The sequence below is a fragment of the Planctobacterium sp. AWM4_229 genome, from assembly GCF_056160305.1.
In genome coordinates, this window is record NZ_JBSWWX010000005.1 from 477,877 (window position 1) to 497,159 (window position 19,283).

Sequence of the window (19,283 nt, forward strand, 5' to 3'; positions counted from 1 at the left end):
AACATTATAGGTAGTAGGGTTATTTTTTTTGGTTAAGAAGGTTGTTATAAATGTGACGTTAACTGAGACCTTATGAGGAAAAGTGAATCAACGCGATGTTTTATTCCCGGTGACTGTAAATATGGCGGGGGCTAGCCAGCGCAAAACCGGGAAATCAGGTCAGGACCAACTACCTGTATTGTCAGAGATAACTAACAGAACATAATTTTTGGCCAAAATTCCAGCCGATAAGGCTATAATAGCCGCTTGTCCGCTTAGTAGCTGCAAATCAGCGGGAATAAATCCTCTAAGCTAAGCGTTCCATTTAAAAGCCCATGAAAAAATAGGTAATGTCCGTTAAATACGTATTCGTCACAATCTGGATTTGCGCAGTTTGCAGTAGTAGTGCATGGGCACTGCAAGGTGAACCCTATAGCCTGTGGCGAATTATTGCGCTTAAGCCGCACCCGGGGCAGGATAATCAATCTCGCCTTTCCAATCCGTCTGAATCTGACGTGCAGAAGAAAACGGCTCCCTTAGCCGCCAGTGTGGCATTGAATGTTGAGGTGTTGGCCAACATTACCGAAGGTCAACAGGTCCAAATTGTTACGCCACAAGGTGAGCATAGGGTGCGGATTTCCCATAAAGAAGCATCCGTTTCCGGCAGTACCTGGACACTGACTCAAGACACGGCGCAAACCTTACCCGATGGCAAACTATTTGTCTCTGCATCAGGGATTTCTGCATGGTTGCCTACGCCAAATGGCCTGTGGCGATTGCACAACAACACCTTACAAAAAGAAATGCGCTGGGCAGCGGATATTTCAGACACCAAACACAGCTCGCAAGCGTCTGACTTGCCCTTGTTTATACCGCGCAAAAATCCTGTTGCTGTAAAGCCGCAGAACAGCGAAGACACTGCAAGTCCTGCTGTATTAAAGGTGCTGTTCGTTACCAGTGATGAACTGGAAGATAATCAAATTTCCGTTGATGAATATATTCAGCAACTCGTGACCATCAACAATGAAATCTACAGTGCCAGTGGTATCAACATTGAGCTGCAAGTTGCCGACCAAATTGCTGTGCCTCTTGAGCAATACAGCGCCGATGAAATCCTGGATAATCTAGCAAAAAGCACTGCGGACGACAGCACTTATGGCGAGATTGATGAAGCGCTATTGGAAGAGGTTTGGGAAGCGCGCCTGGACTCTGGCGCGGATATCGTCAGTGTTTTGGTCCATGAATTACCCTCTGGTTTGTGTGGCAAAAGTTGGTTGAATGGCGATCCTCAACAGGTATTTAACTATCGTTTTGCCGTTAATGTCGTTGCTGCCAATACTCGCTTTGACAGCGGTAATACCCAACTTTGTAGCTCGGATACTTTAGGCCATGAAATCGGTCACAACCTGGGCCTGGATCACGCTGTCGAGCAAGATGGCGAGGGCACTGTATATACTTGGGGGCGTGGTTATGGCGTTGATGACGGATTTAGCACGGTGATGGCTTATCCTCAAGCATTTGGCGACGCGGTTGCGGTACCCTATTTTTCCTCACCAGAACTGATTTGTCTGGAAACTTATGCCTGTGGCGAAACCGGAGATGGAGAGTCGGGGGCGGATGCCGTCAGTGCCTTGAATAATGTTGCCAGACGCGTGTCGTTAATTCACAACGAAGCGGTTACCCTGCCAGCTAATGATGCGGTGGAGATGCTGGACGACGCGATTCAGGAATGCCTCGAGGAAGACGAAGAAGAAAGTCTTGGGTGGACCAGCAATGAAGAGATTGAACAGATAAATTGTCCTGGGGCTGATGTAGAAAATTTGCAGGGGCTGCAAAACTTCCCAAGATTACAGTTTATTTCCGTCAACAATACTGAGGATCCTTCCCTGGCAGGATTTAACAATCTGCGAGAGGTGGTTGCATTGGATTTTCGCTACTCAGAAATCGAGGATGTAACAGATATCGCTCATTTAAGCGAGCAACTGGTGTTTTTACAGTTTTTTGTGACCAATTTAAGCTGTCAGGATGAAGCGGTGCTGGAGAGTTGGCAAATTGAGCAACTGTTTCTGCACGGCGACTGTGTTGAGCTGGACAGTGATCTGCAGGACTTTGACGCAGACGGACTGAGTAATTTGCTTGATACCGATGATGATAACGACGGTATTGACGATATTGCCGATGCGTTGCCTTTCGATGCCTCAAATGCTGGCGATATTGATGCTGATGGCGTGCCTGACGAACAAGATGCCTTTCCTTATGATGCTGCTGAATACGAGGATTCCGACAACGATACAATTGGTAACAATCAGGATCCTGACAATGATAACGATGGTGTCTTAAACGAATTTGATTGTGCGCCTTTGGATAGCACAATCTCTTCCGGTTGCACCCCAGCTCGCAACTTTGTGGCTTATGATTACGATGGTGACGGCAAGGCCGATATTGGTGTGCGACGCAGCAGCAATGCGCTGCAGTATATTAAAAACTCATCTGATGGCGAAATACAGCGTATTGAGCTAGGGCGCGATCCCGATGATGTGTCTGTCAGCGGCGATTTTGATGGTGATGGTATCGCTGATGTGGCGGTGCGACGTGCGTCTAATAAAATCTGGTATGTGCGTCCTTCATCAGGTGCAGAATTAATGCGGGTTAATTTTGGATTGCAGGAACAGGATATTCCTGTACCGGCGGATTTTGATGGCGATGGTGTCACCGATTTCGCTGTACGCAGACCGTCTTCGCAAGAGTGGTTTATCCGACAATCATCAGATCATAAGGTGGTGCGTTACAATTTTGGCTTACAGGCTGAAGACATACCAATCCCGGCAGACTACGATGGCGATGGCAAAGCAGATATTGCAGTGAGAAGAAATGCCAATAAATTCTGGTATATCTTGAGCAGTCTTTCTGGAGACATATTGCGTTATCAGTTCGGATTACAAGATGAAGATATCGCGGTGCCTGCTGATTATGATGGCGATGGCATAACTGATTTGGCGGTAAGGCGTCCGTCGGAGTTTAAGTGGTATATATTGCGCTCCACCGATGGAAAAATAGTGCAAGTTCGTTTTGGACTCAATCAATATGATATCCCCATCGTGGCAGACTATGATGGCGATGGCAAAGCAGATGTTGCGGTACGTCGTCCTGGCAATCAAATGCAGTATGTGTTGCGTTCATCAGATCTGGAAATCGAAAGAGTCAAATTTGGCCTGAATAGCGAGGATATGCCGCTGGCCGCACCAGTGAGTATCAGGTTTAACAATCAAATAGAATTTGATGTTGGTAGCCAGGAAGAAGAGGTGGTCCATATACGCGTGCTTAGCACCGCTGAGGCTCAAAGTGAGAAGCTAATCACACCCTGATAAAGAATGGTTTTCAGGACACGGTTTACAGCCACTTATTTAATGTATCTGCGAGTTCTTTCTGCACAATCGGCTTAGCTACGACATCGTTTGCCCCCATTGCAAGATAATCTTTCACATCTTCAGTCATAACGTTAGCGGTTTGCATGATAATCGGCATGGTATGTCCACGTTCGCGGATGGTTTTCGTTGCGGTTACACCATCCATGTGGGGCATGTGGACATCCATCAATACAATATCTGGGTTTAAAAACTCCACAAGCGCGACGGCATCCCGGCCGTTACTGGCGAGATGTAATTCCAAATCAAAGCTTTGCAGCATCGCCTTTAATACTTCCTGATTGATCTCGTTGTCTTCAGCAATCACGGCTACCTTTTTTGCAGCGTTAAGCGGGTTGTCATTTGTAATAGCCGTATTGTGAACTTCACTGACATTGGTATCTTGCTGTTCACCGTTATCTAAAATAGGTTCAGCAACAATGGTGGCAGTAAATGTTGAGCCTTTACCGGGTTCGCTAGTTACCTTTAGCTCACCGCCCATTAACTCACACAAGTTTTTACTAATACTCAGACCTAGCCCGGTTCCACCGTACTCGCGGGTGGTGGAGCTATCTGCTTGTTGGAAGGGTTGAAATAAGGTGCCGAGTTTTTCCTGACTGATGCCTATGCCTGTGTCCTTCACCGTGATTTCAAAGCAATTATCGTCTGGTTGCGCCAGAATAATCATCACTTTGCCATCTCGGGTAAACTTCAGCGCATTGGATAGCAAGTTCGTTAATATTTGGCCGAGCCGTGTGGGATCTGTCAGCCAGTCGCAGTGAAAAGGCGGCTTAATCAAAGCTCTTAATACATTGTTCTGCTTTTCAGCTTGGGCTTGCATGCTATCGGTTTGAACTTGAACTAATTGAGCGACATTGCATGGGATTTGTTCAATGGTGATCTTGTTGGCTTCAATTTTTGAAATATCTAAAATGTCATTGATAATTTGAAGTAAATTTTGCGCTGAAGTTTTGGCAATATTCAGGCGCTCTTTTTGTTCATCAGAAAGCTGTCCCGCTTCCATGAGCTGCAACATGCCCAATACGCCATTCATCGGGGTTCTTATTTCATGGCTCATGTTGGCGAGAAACTGGGTTTTTACGCGTTCAGACTGCTCTGCACGACTTCTGGCAGACTCTAATGATTTAATTTGTTCTGATATGGTCTGCGCCATGTTGTCCAGACGACGAAACAGCAGGTCAAACTCTCTGTAATTGGCTGATTGCGGAGCGACGTTATAATTGCCTGACACCAGCTGCCGGCACATCTCAACCATCTGGTTAACGGGTTGATTAAAGTTTCGGGTAAAACGATACAGGCCCCACACCATGATTGGAATAAATAGCAGCAAAGGTGCAACCTGAACGGAAGTTTGCCACCAGAAATCAGCCGTTAGCTTTTCGCGGTCGTACTGCAGGGTCATTTCCAATGGGATCTGCCCGGTATTATGCTGTACCAGCAATTGGGTATCAAAGGTTTGTGCCATAGTATCTTTAATGGCCAAGGCTGCCTGTTCGAATAAAACAAAGCCGTTGGCAACTAACTCCAGGTTGTGTTTATCCGTCTCGACCGTATGTGATTGATGCCGACTGAGTTGCGCTAAATCAAGCACCACATTAAGCGTTCCTGTGGCTATGTAAGGTGTAATAATTGAGTCTGTTTCAGCAAACAGTGGCATCGCATAAATCAGCAAATGCGCATTCCGTTCTGCTTTTGAGTCGCTATTCTTTTTGCTGGGGCCGGTAGAATATTGTTCGGGAAGCAGCCAAAAAAGCTGCGCTTCTGCTCGTTGTCTGGAACTTAGCATCGCTGACCTGGTATTGGTTTTCAGTGCTCCAGAGCGCATGCCCAACGAAGTAATAGGCCAACCTTCGATGATAAAGCCTTCATCATCCTGAATAAATGCTGCACTCACTAGTGAGTTGTTTTCTACTAATTGCTCTAGCGTATATTGTGCGTTTTGTGAATAGAGAATGTTGACGGGGACTTCTGATACCGCGCGATTACCAGCCACTTTGTATAGCTGATTGCGCAATTCTGAGAGTTTAGCGCGGATCTCTGAGGTTATTGCGCCACCGTGTTGCGCTATTTTGGTTTGCGCGTTCTCCAGGTTCTCATTAAACAGATTAATGTAAATAAAGCTAAACAAAACCAGCACCGGGATACAGATAAAGACTGCGACATAGCGCAACAAGGTGTGGTGATAGGATGGCAGCTGCGTTTGATTCATCGCTGATGTGCTATGGTTCGTTCTGCCAGGTGCTGCATGAGTTGCGCAGATTCCTCTGCACTCATTATTTGCGCACCATAGCGGTTAAATCCTTTCGACATCGCTTCCCAAACCACCGACATATGCGGCGAATTGGGAATTGGATTGGCATTCTGCAGTTGCCTAATCAACATCCGGGTATTATCGTCAGCAGTGGCAACGATTCGCTTTAAAGCCTCATTGTTAGAGGGAATAGCTCTGGCGGAATCCCACATAAATTTCTGCGCGTCTACTGATTGTAAGAATCTGGCAAATTGTTGCAGCGCTTGTAATTGCGCGTTGGAATATTGTTTGGCGATGATTGCCAATACATGAGCACTAAAATAGGGGCGCATGGCTTGACCATTGATCGCAGGTAGTAGAGCGATGCCCAGGTCATTTCCCAAGGCTTGCTGGTATTGCTGAAAATTCCACACTCCATCAATCACGTAAGCAAATTTGCCTTCTTTAAATTGCTGGGGATAACAGTCATGGCTACAAGTGGGCTGCGCCAGGCCGCTTTCTGGCAACTGCCAATAGTATTTAATCGCTTTGGCCATCATGGGTGTCCCCATACGCAGTTGACCATCTTGAATAGGTAATGCGTCAAAACTACTTAAAAAGGGAATGAGAAAATACATGCCATTAAATGACCAGCTAATTAAGCGCATATTGTCGGGCAATGTTTGACGTTGCTGCAATAATTCCGACATGGTCCTGGCGGGAGCTTCCACTGCGCCGCGGTTGTAATACATCACCAGGTGGTTGCCTGCGATTATGGGTACCGCCACGATATCACCGTTTTGGCTAACGGTTTGCAAAGATTCTGCGGAAATTTCAGGTATCAGCCAATCTTCGTTTAGGGTGATCAGGTTGATGGATTGTATGGTTGTGTAATCAGCTGGTGCGATAAAGGCATCGGGTAAGCGTTTTTTCCCACTACGCTTTATCAGTTCAGCCTTTAAATCATAATTTTCCTGCGGGGCCGTGGTGATTTTAATCCCTGTCTCACGCTGGAATTGTTCGATTAATGGGGTGAAATCATAGCCTGTCTGGCCAAACGCCAGTTCAATGTTCTGTTGTGCTGCCAGGCTCGCCTGACAGCAACAAAGTAGTACCCAGCAGAAAAGTTTGTACACGCGATATTGGCAACCATTAAAACTACTGATACCAGCTTAATGGCATCCGGCGCTGATATCCAGTGACAATCCTTAATACTTTGGTCGAGATCGCAGCCTAGTTCAGAACTTGTGCCCCAGCCATTTGCTGAACTTTTTCAACAACACCTGGAGAGGGGAAACCATCTGCTACTAAGTTGTGAGCATGTTGGAAGCTCTGAATACCGCTTCGGGTGGCAGGACCCAAGATGCCATCGGGCTTGCCAACATCGAAACCCAGACTATTGAGGTTGGTTTGCAAAACTTGCATATCCTTGATGGAGTATACGGGGAGCTCAGGTAGAGGCTGAACAAGGTCACCAGCGCCGATAAGGCGATCCGCCAGGTGACCTACCGCAATGGCGTAAAATTCTGAAAAGTTCCAACGCATGATGACTGCAAAGTTATCGTAAACAATGAACGCAGGTCCCTCATGACCGGCGGGTAACAGCAACGAGGCCATGATGTCGGCACTGCCTAAGGCACTGCCATCGGCCTTTGCTATGCCCATCTCTTGCCACTGAGTCAGCGTTTTTTTGGTGCTACGACCGATTAAGGTGTAATCAAATTCTGCTGGTAGTTGAACCTCACGTCCCCAACGAAAGCCCGGTTGCCAACCCAGGTTATTGAGAAAGTTAGCCGCCGATGTCAGGGCGTCGGGCACACTATTCCACAAGTCGGCTTTACCATCGTTGTCACCATCTAACGCGTACTGCAGGTAGGCACTGGGCATAAATTGAGTATGGCCCATTGCACCAGCCCAGGAGCCCACCATTTGTTGATGATCGATACTTTCTTTGTCTATCAGTTGCAGGGCTTTAAGCAATTCTTTAGTAAAAAATTCGGCGCGTCTCTCGTCGCAGGCTAAGGTTGCCAGTGAACCTATGATGGGCATTTTGCCTTTGTACTGGCCAAAGTTGGTTTCCAGCCCCCAAAAAGCCACCAGGTAATGGGCGGGAATACCGTATTGGGCTGCTAGTTTTTGCAGTAGTGCATTGTGTTGTTTGAGCATCTCCCGACCTTTGTTGATACGCCAGTCATTCACTCGCTTACTCAAATAGTCTGGGAAGGTTCGCACAAATTCCGGTTGGTTACGGTCGTATTTAATCACATTGGGCTGCAATTGCGCTGCAGCGAGAGCGCTATCCACCGTTTGCTTGGTAACCCCGGTTGCCAGTGCTTTTTGAGCAAAATCAGCTTTGCATTTAGCGAATACCGTTTCAGTGACTTCCGGGTACTGCTTGGTTAAGTCTGGGGAGGCATAAGTTGTCATTGGAGCGACGAAAAACAATGATGCCAGGAAAAAGTGAGGGTACTTCATAAGATAAAAAAAATGCCTTTTTCTGTGTCCAAATATTGATTGCAGCTGTCGTGAGAATATCAGTTGGAACATTGCCACAATGATTGTGCTTATGCTACTCCGATGCTACGGCTAACACCACAGTAAAGTGTTTCTTATCGTTTCATTCTTTTCTGTTTTGCGTCCAGCGCTTTATCTAACATCCCCATGATTTTTTGCATGGAATAAGGTTTAACAACAAAGCCTTTTGCACCTAACTTCAGGGCCTCTTTAACGTTGTCCACCTGGCTCTCACCACTGACTATCACCACAAAGGCCGAAGGATCTTTTTGTTTCAACGAACGCAATGCCGTCATGCCACTGATACCCGGCATATCCAAATCCAAAAATAAGATATCAGGACGCTTTTCTTCGTACATCTGCATGCCTGCTTTAGCGCTTGATGCGTCGCGCACGTTTTGCACCTCAATAGATCGCAGGGAGCTGGTGAGAAAGCTGCGCATATTGGCAACATCATCCACAATTAACACAGATAGTGACTTGTATTTATCCATCTATTACCTCTATTTCCTTTATGAGCTGCGCAACAAGTTGCTCAGTTGTGTGAGCATCCTCGGATTGCAATAGCGTAGTTTCTGCTTGTTTGGCTAAGTCGGCAAGTTTTTGTAAACCATAAATAGGGGCATTGCCCTTAATTTGATGACACAAGGAAGCTAGTGTTGAATTGTCTGATTGAGCCAGTGCCGCACGCAATTGGGCTTTATAGTCCGCCAGGCTGGCAATAAATTGCATGCGCAGCTGTTGTAACTCGGTTTCATCAATTTGGTTTATGGCTTCTGCGGCGCTATCACCAGGTTTGAGGTAGCGTGACAGCATTTGATAAAACTTGTTTGTATCAATGGGTTTTGGGAAGTAATCATCGGCGCCACATTCGTCTATCTGTTGTTTGCTTTGTGCATCTACGTTGGCGGTTAGCATCACGATGGGCGCCACACAGCCAGCACTTTTCAGAATTTCAGTGGCCTCAACGCCAGACATCACAGGCATTTGCATATCCATCAGGATCAAATCAAAGTCTTCCACCATTGCGCTATTGAATGCCTCTTCGCCATTCACTGCGGTACTGAGATTCGCTCCAGTCTTACCGATTAGATACTCAGCCAGGCGGAGATTGTCGGCATTGTCATCGGCACATAATATCTCGCCTTGCAATTGCGGTACTTGAATCTGATTCACGCTATCACTGCCTTGCAGTGCCATTAACTCTGATTCCTGCTCTATAAGCTCGGCTTTTTCGGTGTCACGACAGGGCAGAGTAATACTAAAGGTACTGCCTTTGCCCGGAGAGCTGTTCACCTGGATTTCTCCGCCCATTAGTTCAGTAAACTCTTTACTAATGTATAAACCCAGCCCGGTACCACCATGTTGTCGGGTGGTGCTTTGATCTGCTTGAGAAAAAGCGGAAAACAAACGGCTTTGCTGCTCCTCGGTCATACCAATGCCGGTATCTATGACATCAAACCTTATTTGTTGTTGGTCTTTTAACCAGCTTGTTTTAAGGGTTACGCTGCCTTGTTCAGTGAACTTGATGGCGTTGTTGCTGAGGTTCACAAGGCTTTGCTTCAGTCGCGTGGGATCGGCTACAAATACTTTGGGTAACGGCAATTCATAGAGCAGTTGAACCTCAATGTTTTTGGCACTGGCGGCTTGCATTACGATGGTTTTAATTTCTTCGGTAAAAGCTACAAGGTCAATGCTCAACCATTCCAGTTCAACCTTATTGGCTTCAATTTTAGACACATCCAAAACATTGTTAATGATGCTCAACAGGTGTTGCCCACAGACATTGATTGTGCGCGCCGCACTGTTTTTTTGTTGCGGCTGCAATTGCTCATCGTTAAGCATTTCAGAGTAACCGATGATGGAATTCAAAGGAGTGCGAATCTCATGACTCATATTGGCTAAAAATTGACTTTTGGCCTGATTGGCCGCTTCTGCCACTTGCTGTTCCTGGCGTGCAATAGCGGCTTCATACTTAGCTTGACTGGCACGAGCCAGCTCTTGTGCCTGGGCAGTAATCTTTTTTTCTCGGTCCATCACGGCCACTTGCATGTGAGAAAACTCTTTAGCCAGTTCGCCCAATTCACCACTATCTGAAATAGATATTTTTTGGTGATATTGACCGCCTGCTACTTTCTTCACTAAAGCCAACAGGGTGGCCACGGGTCTGGTAATACCTCGGGCAATAGCCAGTGAACCTAATACCGCCAATAAGATACCGATAACAAACCAAGGAATAACATCCACAAAAAAAGCATTTAGTGGCTTTAACAGCGCATCGGCGTCATCGTGCAGCAGCAAATAATAGTGGCGATTTAATGCTTGCCCTAAAGGGATAGGGTGACTGGCCAGCTTAACCGTACCGATAGTTTGAATAAGTAAGCTTTCAGATACAGATTTTTGGGCCCTGATGTGGGATAACATCAGATTCTCTGTTAGTTGCGCTTCGTGATCACTGGCGGAAAGTAATCCGGAAAGCTCATCATCCTCGATGGCGACCAAGGTCATTTGCAGCGACGTCAGTGTGCGCAAATCCTGCAGTAACTGCGAATCTATCTGTTTGCCTGTGACCAACCAGCCTGTTAGTTTTGGCGCCCGAACTGGAGCCATCGCCATCATGTAATGGGTGTCGCCAAAGGACATTAATCGCAGTCCCTGTTGTTGACGCAAAAACTGAGCTTGTTCGCGCTGAAAGCCCAGACCAGTGACCGTTCCCGTTTGCGCAACCAAAGTCAGATCTGGCTTAAACAACCAGATGAGACTGGCATCCACTCTTTGGGCATGGTTTTCAATGATAGCTTCCAGAGAGCGAGTATCTTGCTTTTCCCCTATGGCCTTGCGCAGTGCCCAGTCTTTGGCAATGGTATTCAGGCTGCTATCCAGGTGCTCTTGTATCAGTTGTAATTTTTCACTGAAGACCCGTTCACCCACATCAAACTGACGTTGCAGTTGTTGTTCTGCCTGATTTCTTGCTGCGTTGTAAATACTAAACAAGGTTACCACCAGTACCAAGCTGAATAACCCGGTCACCAGCACAAAAATTTTGTTTTGTAATCCAACCCCACGCATATTGATAAAAGCTCGATTATTTTAAGTACAAACGTTGTACTTTGGCCTGATGTTCGGGATTGGCTAATTCGAGGGTGGCTGGTTTTTCCAGCAGAATGGCGCCCATCAAGTTAACCTCCTGTGCCAAAGTGATAACCGGCGGCTTATTATTGTTATTCTCTGAACCTTTATTGCTTTTGACCACGATGTTACCGGCAATCACACTACCGGCTTTTACTGAAACATTACCGTTCATGGTTACAAGGTTACTTTGTAATTTTACCCCGGTAAGCTTGATATCACCATTGGTGGAGTTTATCTCTCCCAGAACGCTGCTGTCTCGAGCCAAAGAAATTGTGCCGTTTACGGTTTCTATTTCCCCCAGAACACGCAAATTTTTGCCGCCATTGATACTACCGTTCACCGAGGTAATGCTGCCTACTTCTACTTTTTCATCTAGCTCAATACTGCCATTAACTGTGCTGACATGGCCTGCTTTGGCACCAAAACTGACGCTGATACTGCCGTTAACACTGGATAAACTCCCCACGGTTTGACCACTGGGTACCTGAATATCACCAAACACCGTATCCTCGCCAACATTGGGGTTGCGATAACTGCCAGGACCTACGTGAATAACACAAGCGGATAGTACCAGGCTGGTGAAGAATGCAGTAAAAAGTCGAATCATGAATATTCCTGAATAGCGATAAGTTAAATTGACGAAAAGTAGGAAGTGTATTTCCGAAAGTACCGAAAGATATTTACCCCAGAGGTATTATTAACTATTCGTCAAGACAAAGCTAATCAACAGGCAGATCCGAAGCGGTTAAAACACGTAAACAGATTTGGCACTTTTCAGCTTTTCACATAGATTTAAAGTTACCGCCCGATAATTATTGACACAATACTGGCAGCCATTAGCGAAACGCATGTGCCGCGAACAGGGATATGGAAGATGCAGTTTAACCAAAAAATACAACAGGGTATTCGCAAACGCTACTTGTTAGCGCTGTCGGCGATAGCCTTGTTGGTGACCCTTTCTGCGGCGGGTATTCAGTTATTGTTGGCGAATCAAAAAGGCGATGCCGAGATCATCAACATTGCGGGTATGCAGCGGATGCTTTCGCAAAAAATTGCCTTGCATATCAATCAAGCATTTGTCTATGAAAATGCCAGTGAGAAGATGCGAAATGATTCCAAAGCCAAGCTGTTGGCGGCCGTTGATCGCTTTGAACAAAATCACTGGTTTTTGTTAGGACAGGAAGACGAACCCAAGCCCGGTAAGGATTTTAGTTCTGAACTGTATGCGCTGTATTTTGCACAAGAGCCGGAGTTTTCGCTGCATGAAACGGTTCTGGACTACATCATTCAGGCCCGCAAAGCAGCCAATGGGCAAAGCTATAATGCGCAAGTTTTTCAATCGGAAAAGACGGAGTTATTGTTGGCGCGTCTCAATGGCGTGGTGAGTCAATTTGAACTGGAATCCAATGAAAAGCTGCTCCTGATAACACGCATTGAATTACTGTTGTGGTTGCTTACCTTGTTCATTCTGGCCCTGGAGCTATTTTATATCTTTAAACCCATGGAAAAAAGAGTGATCCGTGCGGTACAAGAAATTGAACAAGAAAAGCAAAAGGCCGAGCGCCTGCAACTCATGGCAGAACAGGCCAGTAAGGCGAAGTCGCAATTTTTGGCCACCATGAGTCACGAGTTACGCACTCCGATCAACGGTATCTTTGGCATGATAGAGCTTGCCAGTAGTGAAGAAGACAAAAATAAACGTCTGGATTTTCTATCAAAAGCACGAGCCTCTGGTGATCAGTTATTGCACCTGATCAACGATATTCTCGATATTTCAAAAATTGAAGCCAATAAAATCGAGCTGGAAAGCAATGATTTTGAGTTGCCACGGGTGCTGGATACCTGCCTGGCTCCGGCCGTTATTCACTGTGGGAAAAAGGGCCTGGATTTTGAGTACGCTCCACTTTCGGCTATGCCAGACTGGGTGTGCGGTGACGGGGTTAGGGTTACGCAAATTCTCAACAATCTTATCAGCAACGCCATCAAGTTCACTGAAAGCGGTAAAATTACCGTCACTGCTAAAGTATCCGTGATTAAAGGACGCTATCTGCTGGAGCTGGTGGTAACCGATACGGGCATTGGTATGACCAAAAGCCAGCAGGATAAGGTATTTGATAAGTTCGTGCAGGCTGATAGCTCCACCACGCGCATGTTTGGCGGCACTGGACTGGGACTGGCTATCAGCAAAGAGCTAATTACGCTAATGGAAGGCACTATCGAATTAGAAAGTGAGCCGGGGCAGGGCACGACATTTACCGTGAGTTTACCACTCAGTAAATCCACACACCAACACAGCTTAAAGCGGCAAAAACCGATTGCCAATAGCTCTAAAGTTGCGGTGATTGACGACCTTGAAAGCAGTCGCTGCTACCTGTCGTTATTGTTACAGCAGAGCAGTATCGTATGTGATTGCTTTGACTCAGCAGAGGCGTTTTTAGAGCAGGAACACAAGCTGTCGGAATACAATGTTATTTTGGTGGATTTGCACATGCCGGGGTTGGATGGCATCCAGCTGGTGCATAAACTTAAAGCCAATCATGAGCAATGTCCTCCTGTGGTTTTGGTCTCAGCCGCATCTGACCTGAGACGTTATAAAGATCAGATTTCCTGTGAGTTTGCCGCCGTTTTCAACAAGCCTATTAACGAACAGATGTTTGTATCCACCATGGGCAGATTATGTGGCAAAGAGCAGCAAAGTAAGCAGGCGCTTAAAATATTATTGGCGGAGGACAATGAAATCAACGCTCAGATCGCGGCCCATATTTTGGAATCTGAGGGGCATTCAGTCACCCATGTCGAGAACGGCAAAAAAGCGGTTATCCAGGTAGAAAATCACAAATACGACATGGTTTTTATGGACATCAATATGCCAGAAATGGATGGCTTAACCGCCAGTAAAATCATCCGTTTTGAAATGGGCATGGCTATCCCTATTGTTGCCCTGACGGCCAATGCTTACGAATCCGACAAACAAGCCTCTTGGGACGCCGGTATGACATATCATCTGAGTAAGCCCTTTAACAAAGATGCCATGATGGCAGTTATCGAGCGGATCATTGATAACGACATGCCCTTGTTAGAACAAGGACGCAATGAATAAGCCAAAACTCGGGTCTAGCAACAAAGGCTCAAGAAAGTTTTAAGCTAAGCGATAAGATAAACTGCTATCTCATTGTGTCTTGAATAGCTTCAGATAGTTGGAAAACCAAAAATGGCAGGACATATACGGAAGTGCATATGAATTTATTTAACTCTATCAGTAAAAAGGTCATGTTAGGTTACATTGGGATTGCAGTGGTAGTACTGATCACTGCGTTTATCATGTACCGTGAATCCTCCATTATCTTTGCCCAAAAGGAAACCTTTGTTCAGCAGACCTTGCCAACCTTAAGTGCGGCAGAGGCGGCATCCGGCGCATTGAATAAAGTGCAAGTGGCCTCCTTTGGTTTATACGGCTTGACCATCGAGCTCAACACCTTTAATAGTCAAATTGATGAACTCAAAGTAACTCTTGATGACAAGCTCAAAGAGATCAGCCGAGCAGGGCTTGCCAACTTAAATCAGTTGCAAGCGGAAAAACAAAAAATATGGACTGATGTTACCCGATTGCAAAATATCATGGGCGCATCGAATACCGACTGGGATGCCGCGCGTGATGCACTTGGTGACATTCAAAGCAACATGCAAGATTTACAACGCATACTTGAGCAGGTTAAGAGCAAGGCGGAACAAAACGCCGAACTTGCCTCTGAAGGTATAAGTGCAGAAATTGCCTTTATGCGCACTTTGATCATTGTCTCAGTGGTGGTGATTATGGCCATAACCCTGGGCTCTTTTACTATGGCGCAAAAGAAAATAGCCAAACCTGTGAAGTCACTGTCCACTCAGCTGGATCGCATTGTGGCAGAACACGATTTATCGACAGACGTTTCTATGACCAGCGATGATGAAGTGGCTGATGCGGCTAACAGCGTTAACGAATTGCTGGTGGCGTTTCGTTTGGGTAACAAAGAAATTCAGACCTCGGCAGGCGTGCTCCTGGGCTCCGTGGAGCAGTTAAATCACTCCGCTGAAGTATCGGAACAACAGGTGCAATTGTTCACCCGACACATCCGAGAATTGTTAGATAAAATCAGCAGCCTGGAAACCTGCATTGATGAATCGGCAAGACGCTCAGAGGCCGCTTCTGATGTGGCGCTTAAGGGAGCTGAGCAGGTGAATGCCGGTGCTAATAGCGTAAGCAATACTTCCACCAGTATCAGTGCTTTGGCGCAAGATATAGAAAAATCAGCCGAAATGCTGCTGAGCTTGAAAAATGCTGGCGATCAAGTGAGTTCAGTAGTGAAAACCATCGCTGAAATCGCGGAACAAACTAATTTACTGGCACTCAATGCAGCCATCGAAGCTGCCAGAGCTGGAGAGTCTGGCCGGGGCTTTGCTGTGGTGGCGGATGAAGTACGAACACTTGCCAGTAGAACCCACGACTCCACCCATGAAATCAATAAAATACTGGAAACCATTGTCTCCTCCATCACTTCCACCGTAACCTCTATGGATTCCAACAAAATCAAGGCTACTGAGGCGGTGGAGTTGGCAGAAAACACCGTGTCATCCCTGGATGAGATACAACAAACCGTGGTTCAATTAAGTGATGAAAACAGTGCGCTGGCCTCCTTGGGACAAGAAGTAAAAAGCAATGCAAGTGCGATGCGCAATAGCATCGATGCGATCCAGGAAGCGAGTACACAGGTCACTGAAAGCAGCAAAGAAACCAAGGATGCGGCTACTTCATTGTCCCATATCTCGGGTTCATTAGACGAAGTGGCTCGTCAATTCAAAGTCTGAACAGGTCATTATTACCTGTTGTTACTTAATTTCCTTCTGCCACCACGCTTTTAAACAGGGTCTCGGTGGCCGCATCACTCAAGTGAGCGGTTTTGGCGATTTCCAGGTACTGCTCTGGCGACAAAGGCTGGGTTTCGTGCATCATGACCAATTCACTCACCAGATTGGCTTCGTACAATACGCGCCCCATTTTGGTTTTTACCGGGCGTTTCAGGCTTAATGCCAGATCAGTGACACTATTAATTATCGCTTCAGGCATTTGCCACTCTTTCACCACCATAACACTAATCTGCATGGACTTGTCGTTGAGCAGTTTTTTAAACACCAGGGAATTGGGGGATTCATCAGGATTAGCTGAGCGAAAGGCATTCACCATGAGTTGGAAAATCATGATTTTGCCAATATCGTGCACCAAGCCATTGAGATAGGCTGTCTCTTGATTGAGTCCTTTAGCCGCAGCGATTTTTTTGGCCAACATGGCGGTACTCAGACTGTGATCCCAAATTTTAGCGCCAAACATTTTAAAATAAATGGGGCGAATGTTGAGCAGCTGTTTGAAAAAACGCATCAGTATGTGTTCTTTCACACCCTCTGCGCCAATCAACATAAACGCATGGCCCAGGTTGGCGATTTCTTTACCCGAATGATTGTACATAGGGCTGTTTGCCACCTTGACCATGTGGCTGGCGAGGGCGGGTTCGCGCTTTACAATTTCAGAAAATTCTTCCAGTTTAAAATCCTGGTTGTCCAACATCGATTTTAGCTGGGTAATGGATTGCGGCAATTGTGGCAAATGCTGCACCATCACCTCTGGTCGACTTAACATTTTATTGGTATCAACAAGGATTTTCTTTTCCAGGGCATTTACTTCTCGGGTACTTGCAGATGCACCCAACAAATAGTCGTAAAAGCGAAAATCCTTTTTATCCATGAATTCACTGGTCTCGGAAATCTCCGCTTGGGTCATTTCACCGTATTTGCGCTCCAGGATTTCGATGGCACTTAATTGCGCTTTAGTGGTTTTCTTTTTTGTTGGCGTGGCGGCTTGGCCTGCGGTATCGTCAGACAGGTTCAGATATTGGGGGCCTGCTTTTTTGGGGGCCGGGTTGAGGAATGCGAATAACTTACCTAACACTGCATAATCCTTGTGAAATGAAGGTTGTTGTTATTGTGTGAGCAATGCTGAAAAAGTGCAATATTTAATCAGCATCACCCAAAGTGAAAATGAGTTTCAGGTAGAATTATTCCTCCACCAAGATAATTACGTCATAGTCGCCTTCACCCGGGGATAGTACTTCAGTTAATTCCGGCAATAGGGTTTCAGCTTGTTTGGCCAATGTCCAAGGCGGATTGATGACAATCATGCCTGAGCCAGTCATGCCTTTTGCATCTGAGTCTGCGGCAATGCGCAATTCAATTTGCACTACATTGCGCAGCGACGAATCCTGTATGCCAGTAACAAGGGTATCAACATAGTGTCGTTGTACCACCGGATACCAGATCAATACTGTGGTTTGCGGCATGCGCTGAATGGCTTTTTCGGCTGCAATTACCACATTGCGATAATCTTCTTTAAGTTCATAAGAAGGGTCAATCAGCACTAAGGCCCGTTTACTGGCGACGGGTAACAGCGCGGTTAACCCTTTAAAGCCATCTTCCTGGCGCACAAAGCACTGCCGTTTGCGGGCACAGTGTTGCTCCAGTTCAGTAAAGGTTTGCGGGTGCAGTTCAAACAACCAGCTTTTGTCACCTCGGCGCAACAACGCATCCACAATGGCAGGTGAACCCGGATATTGACCATTATCAACGAATTGCTCCATGAGATGGGTAAAGTCTGCGAGGGCCAGAAGTGGCTTTGCAAGCAAGCGCGTGATACCGGTTTCGAACTCTTTTAATTTTTGGGTCTTGCTATCCTTGAGATCATAAATACCTGCTCCGGAATGCGTATCGATGTAATCAAAGGGTTTGTCCTTTTTTTGCAGGTAAGTCAGGCATTCGAACAGCACCCAGTGTTTCAGTACATCGGCGTGGTTACCTACGTGATAGTGGTGTTGATAGCTCAGCATGGTAATTCTCTCCACTGTCCGCTTTGGTGGAATTCCGCTAGCTGTTGCTCAAAGCTTTCTATATCGGTAAGCAAGCCTTTTTGCACTAACCAGTTGGAGTTGTAATAAGTGTTTTTGTAGCGGCTGCCAGAGTCGCAGATCATGCTCACTACACTACCTGTTTCACCAGCAGCGCGCATTTTAGCAATCAGGGCAAAGGCCGCATACAGATTGGTACCGGTGGAACCACCGACTTCCTTGTTTAATACCTTGTTGACGTAGCGCATGGTGGCGATGGAAGCGACGTCATTGACCTTGCTCATGTCGTCCACTACGGTACGGATAAAGGATGGCTCCACTCTGGGGCGCCCAATACCTTCAATGTTGGTGGCCTTGTAGGCGGTGAGCGAGGCATCTCCGGTTTTAAAATAATCGTAAAACACCGAGTTACTGGGATCGGCCACTAACATCTTGGTGTTGTAGCCCTGAAAGCGAATATAGCGCCCAATGGTGGCGGATGTCCCACCAGTACCGGCACTAACAACCACCCAGGCGGGGATAGGATTAGGCTCGCGCTGCATCTGCATAAAGATACTTTCGGCAATATTGTTATTGCCTCGCCAGTCTGTGGCACGTTCTGCGTAAGTGAACTGGTCCATGTAATGACCATCATTTTGCTCCGCGAGCTTGGCAGCGGCGGAATAAATTTCCGCAGGCGGTACAAAGTGGCAACGTCCACCATAAAACTCAATCTGAGCCACTTTTTCTTCGGATGTGCCTTGCGGTACCACGGCGATAAAAGGCAGTCCCAGAATTTGTGCGAAATAGGCTTCGGATACTGCGGTGCTGCCAGACGAAGATTCCACTATGGTGGTGCCTTCCCGAATGTTGCCATTGCACAATCCATACAAAAATAATGACCGCGCCAGGCGGTGTTTTAAACTGCCGGTAGGGTGCGTAGATTCATCTTTTAAATACAGCTGGATGCCATCGATGTTTGGCAATGGATACTTAATCAAGTGGGTATCAGCGGAGCGCTGATAATCGGATTCGATTTTGTTGATCGCCTGTTTCACCCATTCTGACACGCGGATCTCCTGAATAGTTATTATG

12 protein-coding genes are annotated in these 19,283 nt (G+C 46.4%); 3 read left to right on the forward strand and 9 right to left on the reverse strand.

The genetic code is table 11. From position 1 onward, the window contains the following. Positions 1 to 329 precede the first annotated feature (329 nt). Positions 330 to 3,344, forward strand: a complete 3,015-nt coding sequence (locus ACXAGP_RS13835; protein ID WP_475262096.1) for an FG-GAP-like repeat-containing protein — start codon at positions 330 to 332, stop codon at positions 3,342 to 3,344. A gap of 25 nt (positions 3,345 to 3,369) precedes the next feature. Here ACXAGP_RS13835 and ACXAGP_RS13840 read toward each other — a convergent pair whose 3' ends face one another. The 6 genes from ACXAGP_RS13840 to ACXAGP_RS13865 form a co-directional block, all read right to left on the reverse strand. Continuing rightward, positions 3,370 to 5,613, reverse strand: coding sequence for an ATP-binding protein (locus ACXAGP_RS13840; protein WP_475262097.1), 2,244 nt, complete (start codon positions 5,611 to 5,613; stop codon positions 3,370 to 3,372). Continuing rightward, on the reverse strand, positions 5,610 to 6,770 hold the full coding sequence (locus ACXAGP_RS13845; protein WP_475262098.1) for a sugar ABC transporter substrate-binding protein: 1,161 nt from the start codon (positions 6,768 to 6,770) through the stop codon (positions 5,610 to 5,612). The genes ACXAGP_RS13840 and ACXAGP_RS13845 overlap by 4 nt, the downstream gene beginning before the upstream one ends. Before the next feature lie 97 nt (positions 6,771 to 6,867). Continuing rightward, complete coding sequence (locus tag ACXAGP_RS13850; RefSeq protein WP_475262136.1) at positions 6,868 to 8,061, reverse strand: lytic murein transglycosylase; 1,194 nt, start codon at positions 8,059 to 8,061, stop codon at positions 6,868 to 6,870. Positions 8,062 to 8,243: 182 nt separating this feature from the next. Then, positions 8,244 to 8,642: a response regulator transcription factor gene (locus tag ACXAGP_RS13855; RefSeq protein ID WP_475262099.1), complete on the reverse strand. Its 399-nt coding sequence runs from the start codon at positions 8,640 to 8,642 to the stop codon at positions 8,244 to 8,246. Further along, a complete protein-coding gene (locus ACXAGP_RS13860; RefSeq protein ID WP_475262100.1) occupies positions 8,635 to 11,217 on the reverse strand; it encodes an ATP-binding protein in 2,583 nt (860 codons plus the stop codon). The genes ACXAGP_RS13855 and ACXAGP_RS13860 overlap by 8 nt, the downstream gene beginning before the upstream one ends. Positions 11,218 to 11,233: 16 nt before the next feature. Continuing rightward, the gene (locus ACXAGP_RS13865) at positions 11,234 to 11,887 is read right to left on the reverse strand and encodes a DUF4097 family beta strand repeat-containing protein (RefSeq protein WP_475262101.1); all 654 of its coding nucleotides are present in this window, start codon (positions 11,885 to 11,887) and stop codon (positions 11,234 to 11,236) included. Positions 11,888 to 12,154: 267 nt separating this feature from the next. On the opposite strand from ACXAGP_RS13865, the gene ACXAGP_RS13870 reads away from it, so the two are divergent. Both ACXAGP_RS13870 and ACXAGP_RS13875 read left to right on the forward strand, forming a co-directional pair. Further along, positions 12,155 to 14,380 carry a response regulator gene (locus ACXAGP_RS13870; protein WP_475262102.1) on the forward strand — a complete coding sequence of 742 codons (2,226 nt, stop codon included), beginning with the start codon at positions 12,155 to 12,157 and terminating at the stop codon, positions 14,378 to 14,380. Positions 14,381 to 14,517: 137 nt separating this feature from the next. Then, positions 14,518 to 16,125 (forward strand): methyl-accepting chemotaxis protein, encoded by a 1,608-nt coding sequence (locus ACXAGP_RS13875; protein ID WP_475262103.1) that lies wholly within the window; start codon positions 14,518 to 14,520, stop codon positions 16,123 to 16,125. Positions 16,126 to 16,150: 25 nt separating this feature from the next. Here ACXAGP_RS13875 and ACXAGP_RS13880 read toward each other — a convergent pair whose 3' ends face one another. From ACXAGP_RS13880 to ACXAGP_RS13890, 3 genes are all read right to left on the reverse strand, one after another. Next, positions 16,151 to 17,260 (reverse strand): HDOD domain-containing protein, encoded by a 1,110-nt coding sequence (locus ACXAGP_RS13880; protein ID WP_475262105.1) that lies wholly within the window; start codon positions 17,258 to 17,260, stop codon positions 16,151 to 16,153. Between the two features lie 106 nt (positions 17,261 to 17,366). Next, positions 17,367 to 18,191: a 23S rRNA (adenine(2030)-N(6))-methyltransferase RlmJ gene (locus ACXAGP_RS13885; RefSeq protein WP_475262106.1), complete on the reverse strand. Its 825-nt coding sequence runs from the start codon at positions 18,189 to 18,191 to the stop codon at positions 17,367 to 17,369. Continuing rightward, positions 18,185 to 19,258, reverse strand: coding sequence for a PLP-dependent cysteine synthase family protein (locus tag ACXAGP_RS13890; protein WP_475262107.1), 1,074 nt, complete (start codon positions 19,256 to 19,258; stop codon positions 18,185 to 18,187). The genes ACXAGP_RS13885 and ACXAGP_RS13890 overlap by 7 nt, the downstream gene beginning before the upstream one ends. Positions 19,259 to 19,283 lie beyond the last annotated feature (25 nt).

Bases quoted from the DNA above. Each gene is read 5' to 3' on its own strand.
- ACXAGP_RS13835 (WP_475262096.1), top strand. From the start codon at position 330: ATGTCCGTTAAATACGTATTCGTCACAATCTGGATTTGCGCAGTTTGC.
- ACXAGP_RS13840 (WP_475262097.1), bottom strand. From the start codon at position 5,613: ATGAATCAAACGCAGCTGCCATCCTATCACCACACCTTGTTGCGCTAT.
- ACXAGP_RS13850 (WP_475262136.1), bottom strand. From the start codon at position 8,061: ATGACAACTTATGCCTCCCCAGACTTAACCAAGCAGTACCCGGAAGTC.
- ACXAGP_RS13855 (WP_475262099.1), bottom strand. From the start codon at position 8,642: ATGGATAAATACAAGTCACTATCTGTGTTAATTGTGGATGATGTTGCC.
- ACXAGP_RS13860 (WP_475262100.1), bottom strand. From the start codon at position 11,217: ATGCGTGGGGTTGGATTACAAAACAAAATTTTTGTGCTGGTGACCGGG.
- ACXAGP_RS13865 (WP_475262101.1), bottom strand. From the start codon at position 11,887: ATGATTCGACTTTTTACTGCATTCTTCACCAGCCTGGTACTATCCGCT.
- ACXAGP_RS13870 (WP_475262102.1), top strand. From the start codon at position 12,155: ATGCAGTTTAACCAAAAAATACAACAGGGTATTCGCAAACGCTACTTG.
- ACXAGP_RS13875 (WP_475262103.1), top strand. From the start codon at position 14,518: ATGAATTTATTTAACTCTATCAGTAAAAAGGTCATGTTAGGTTACATT.
- ACXAGP_RS13885 (WP_475262106.1), bottom strand. From the start codon at position 18,191: ATGCTGAGCTATCAACACCACTATCACGTAGGTAACCACGCCGATGTA.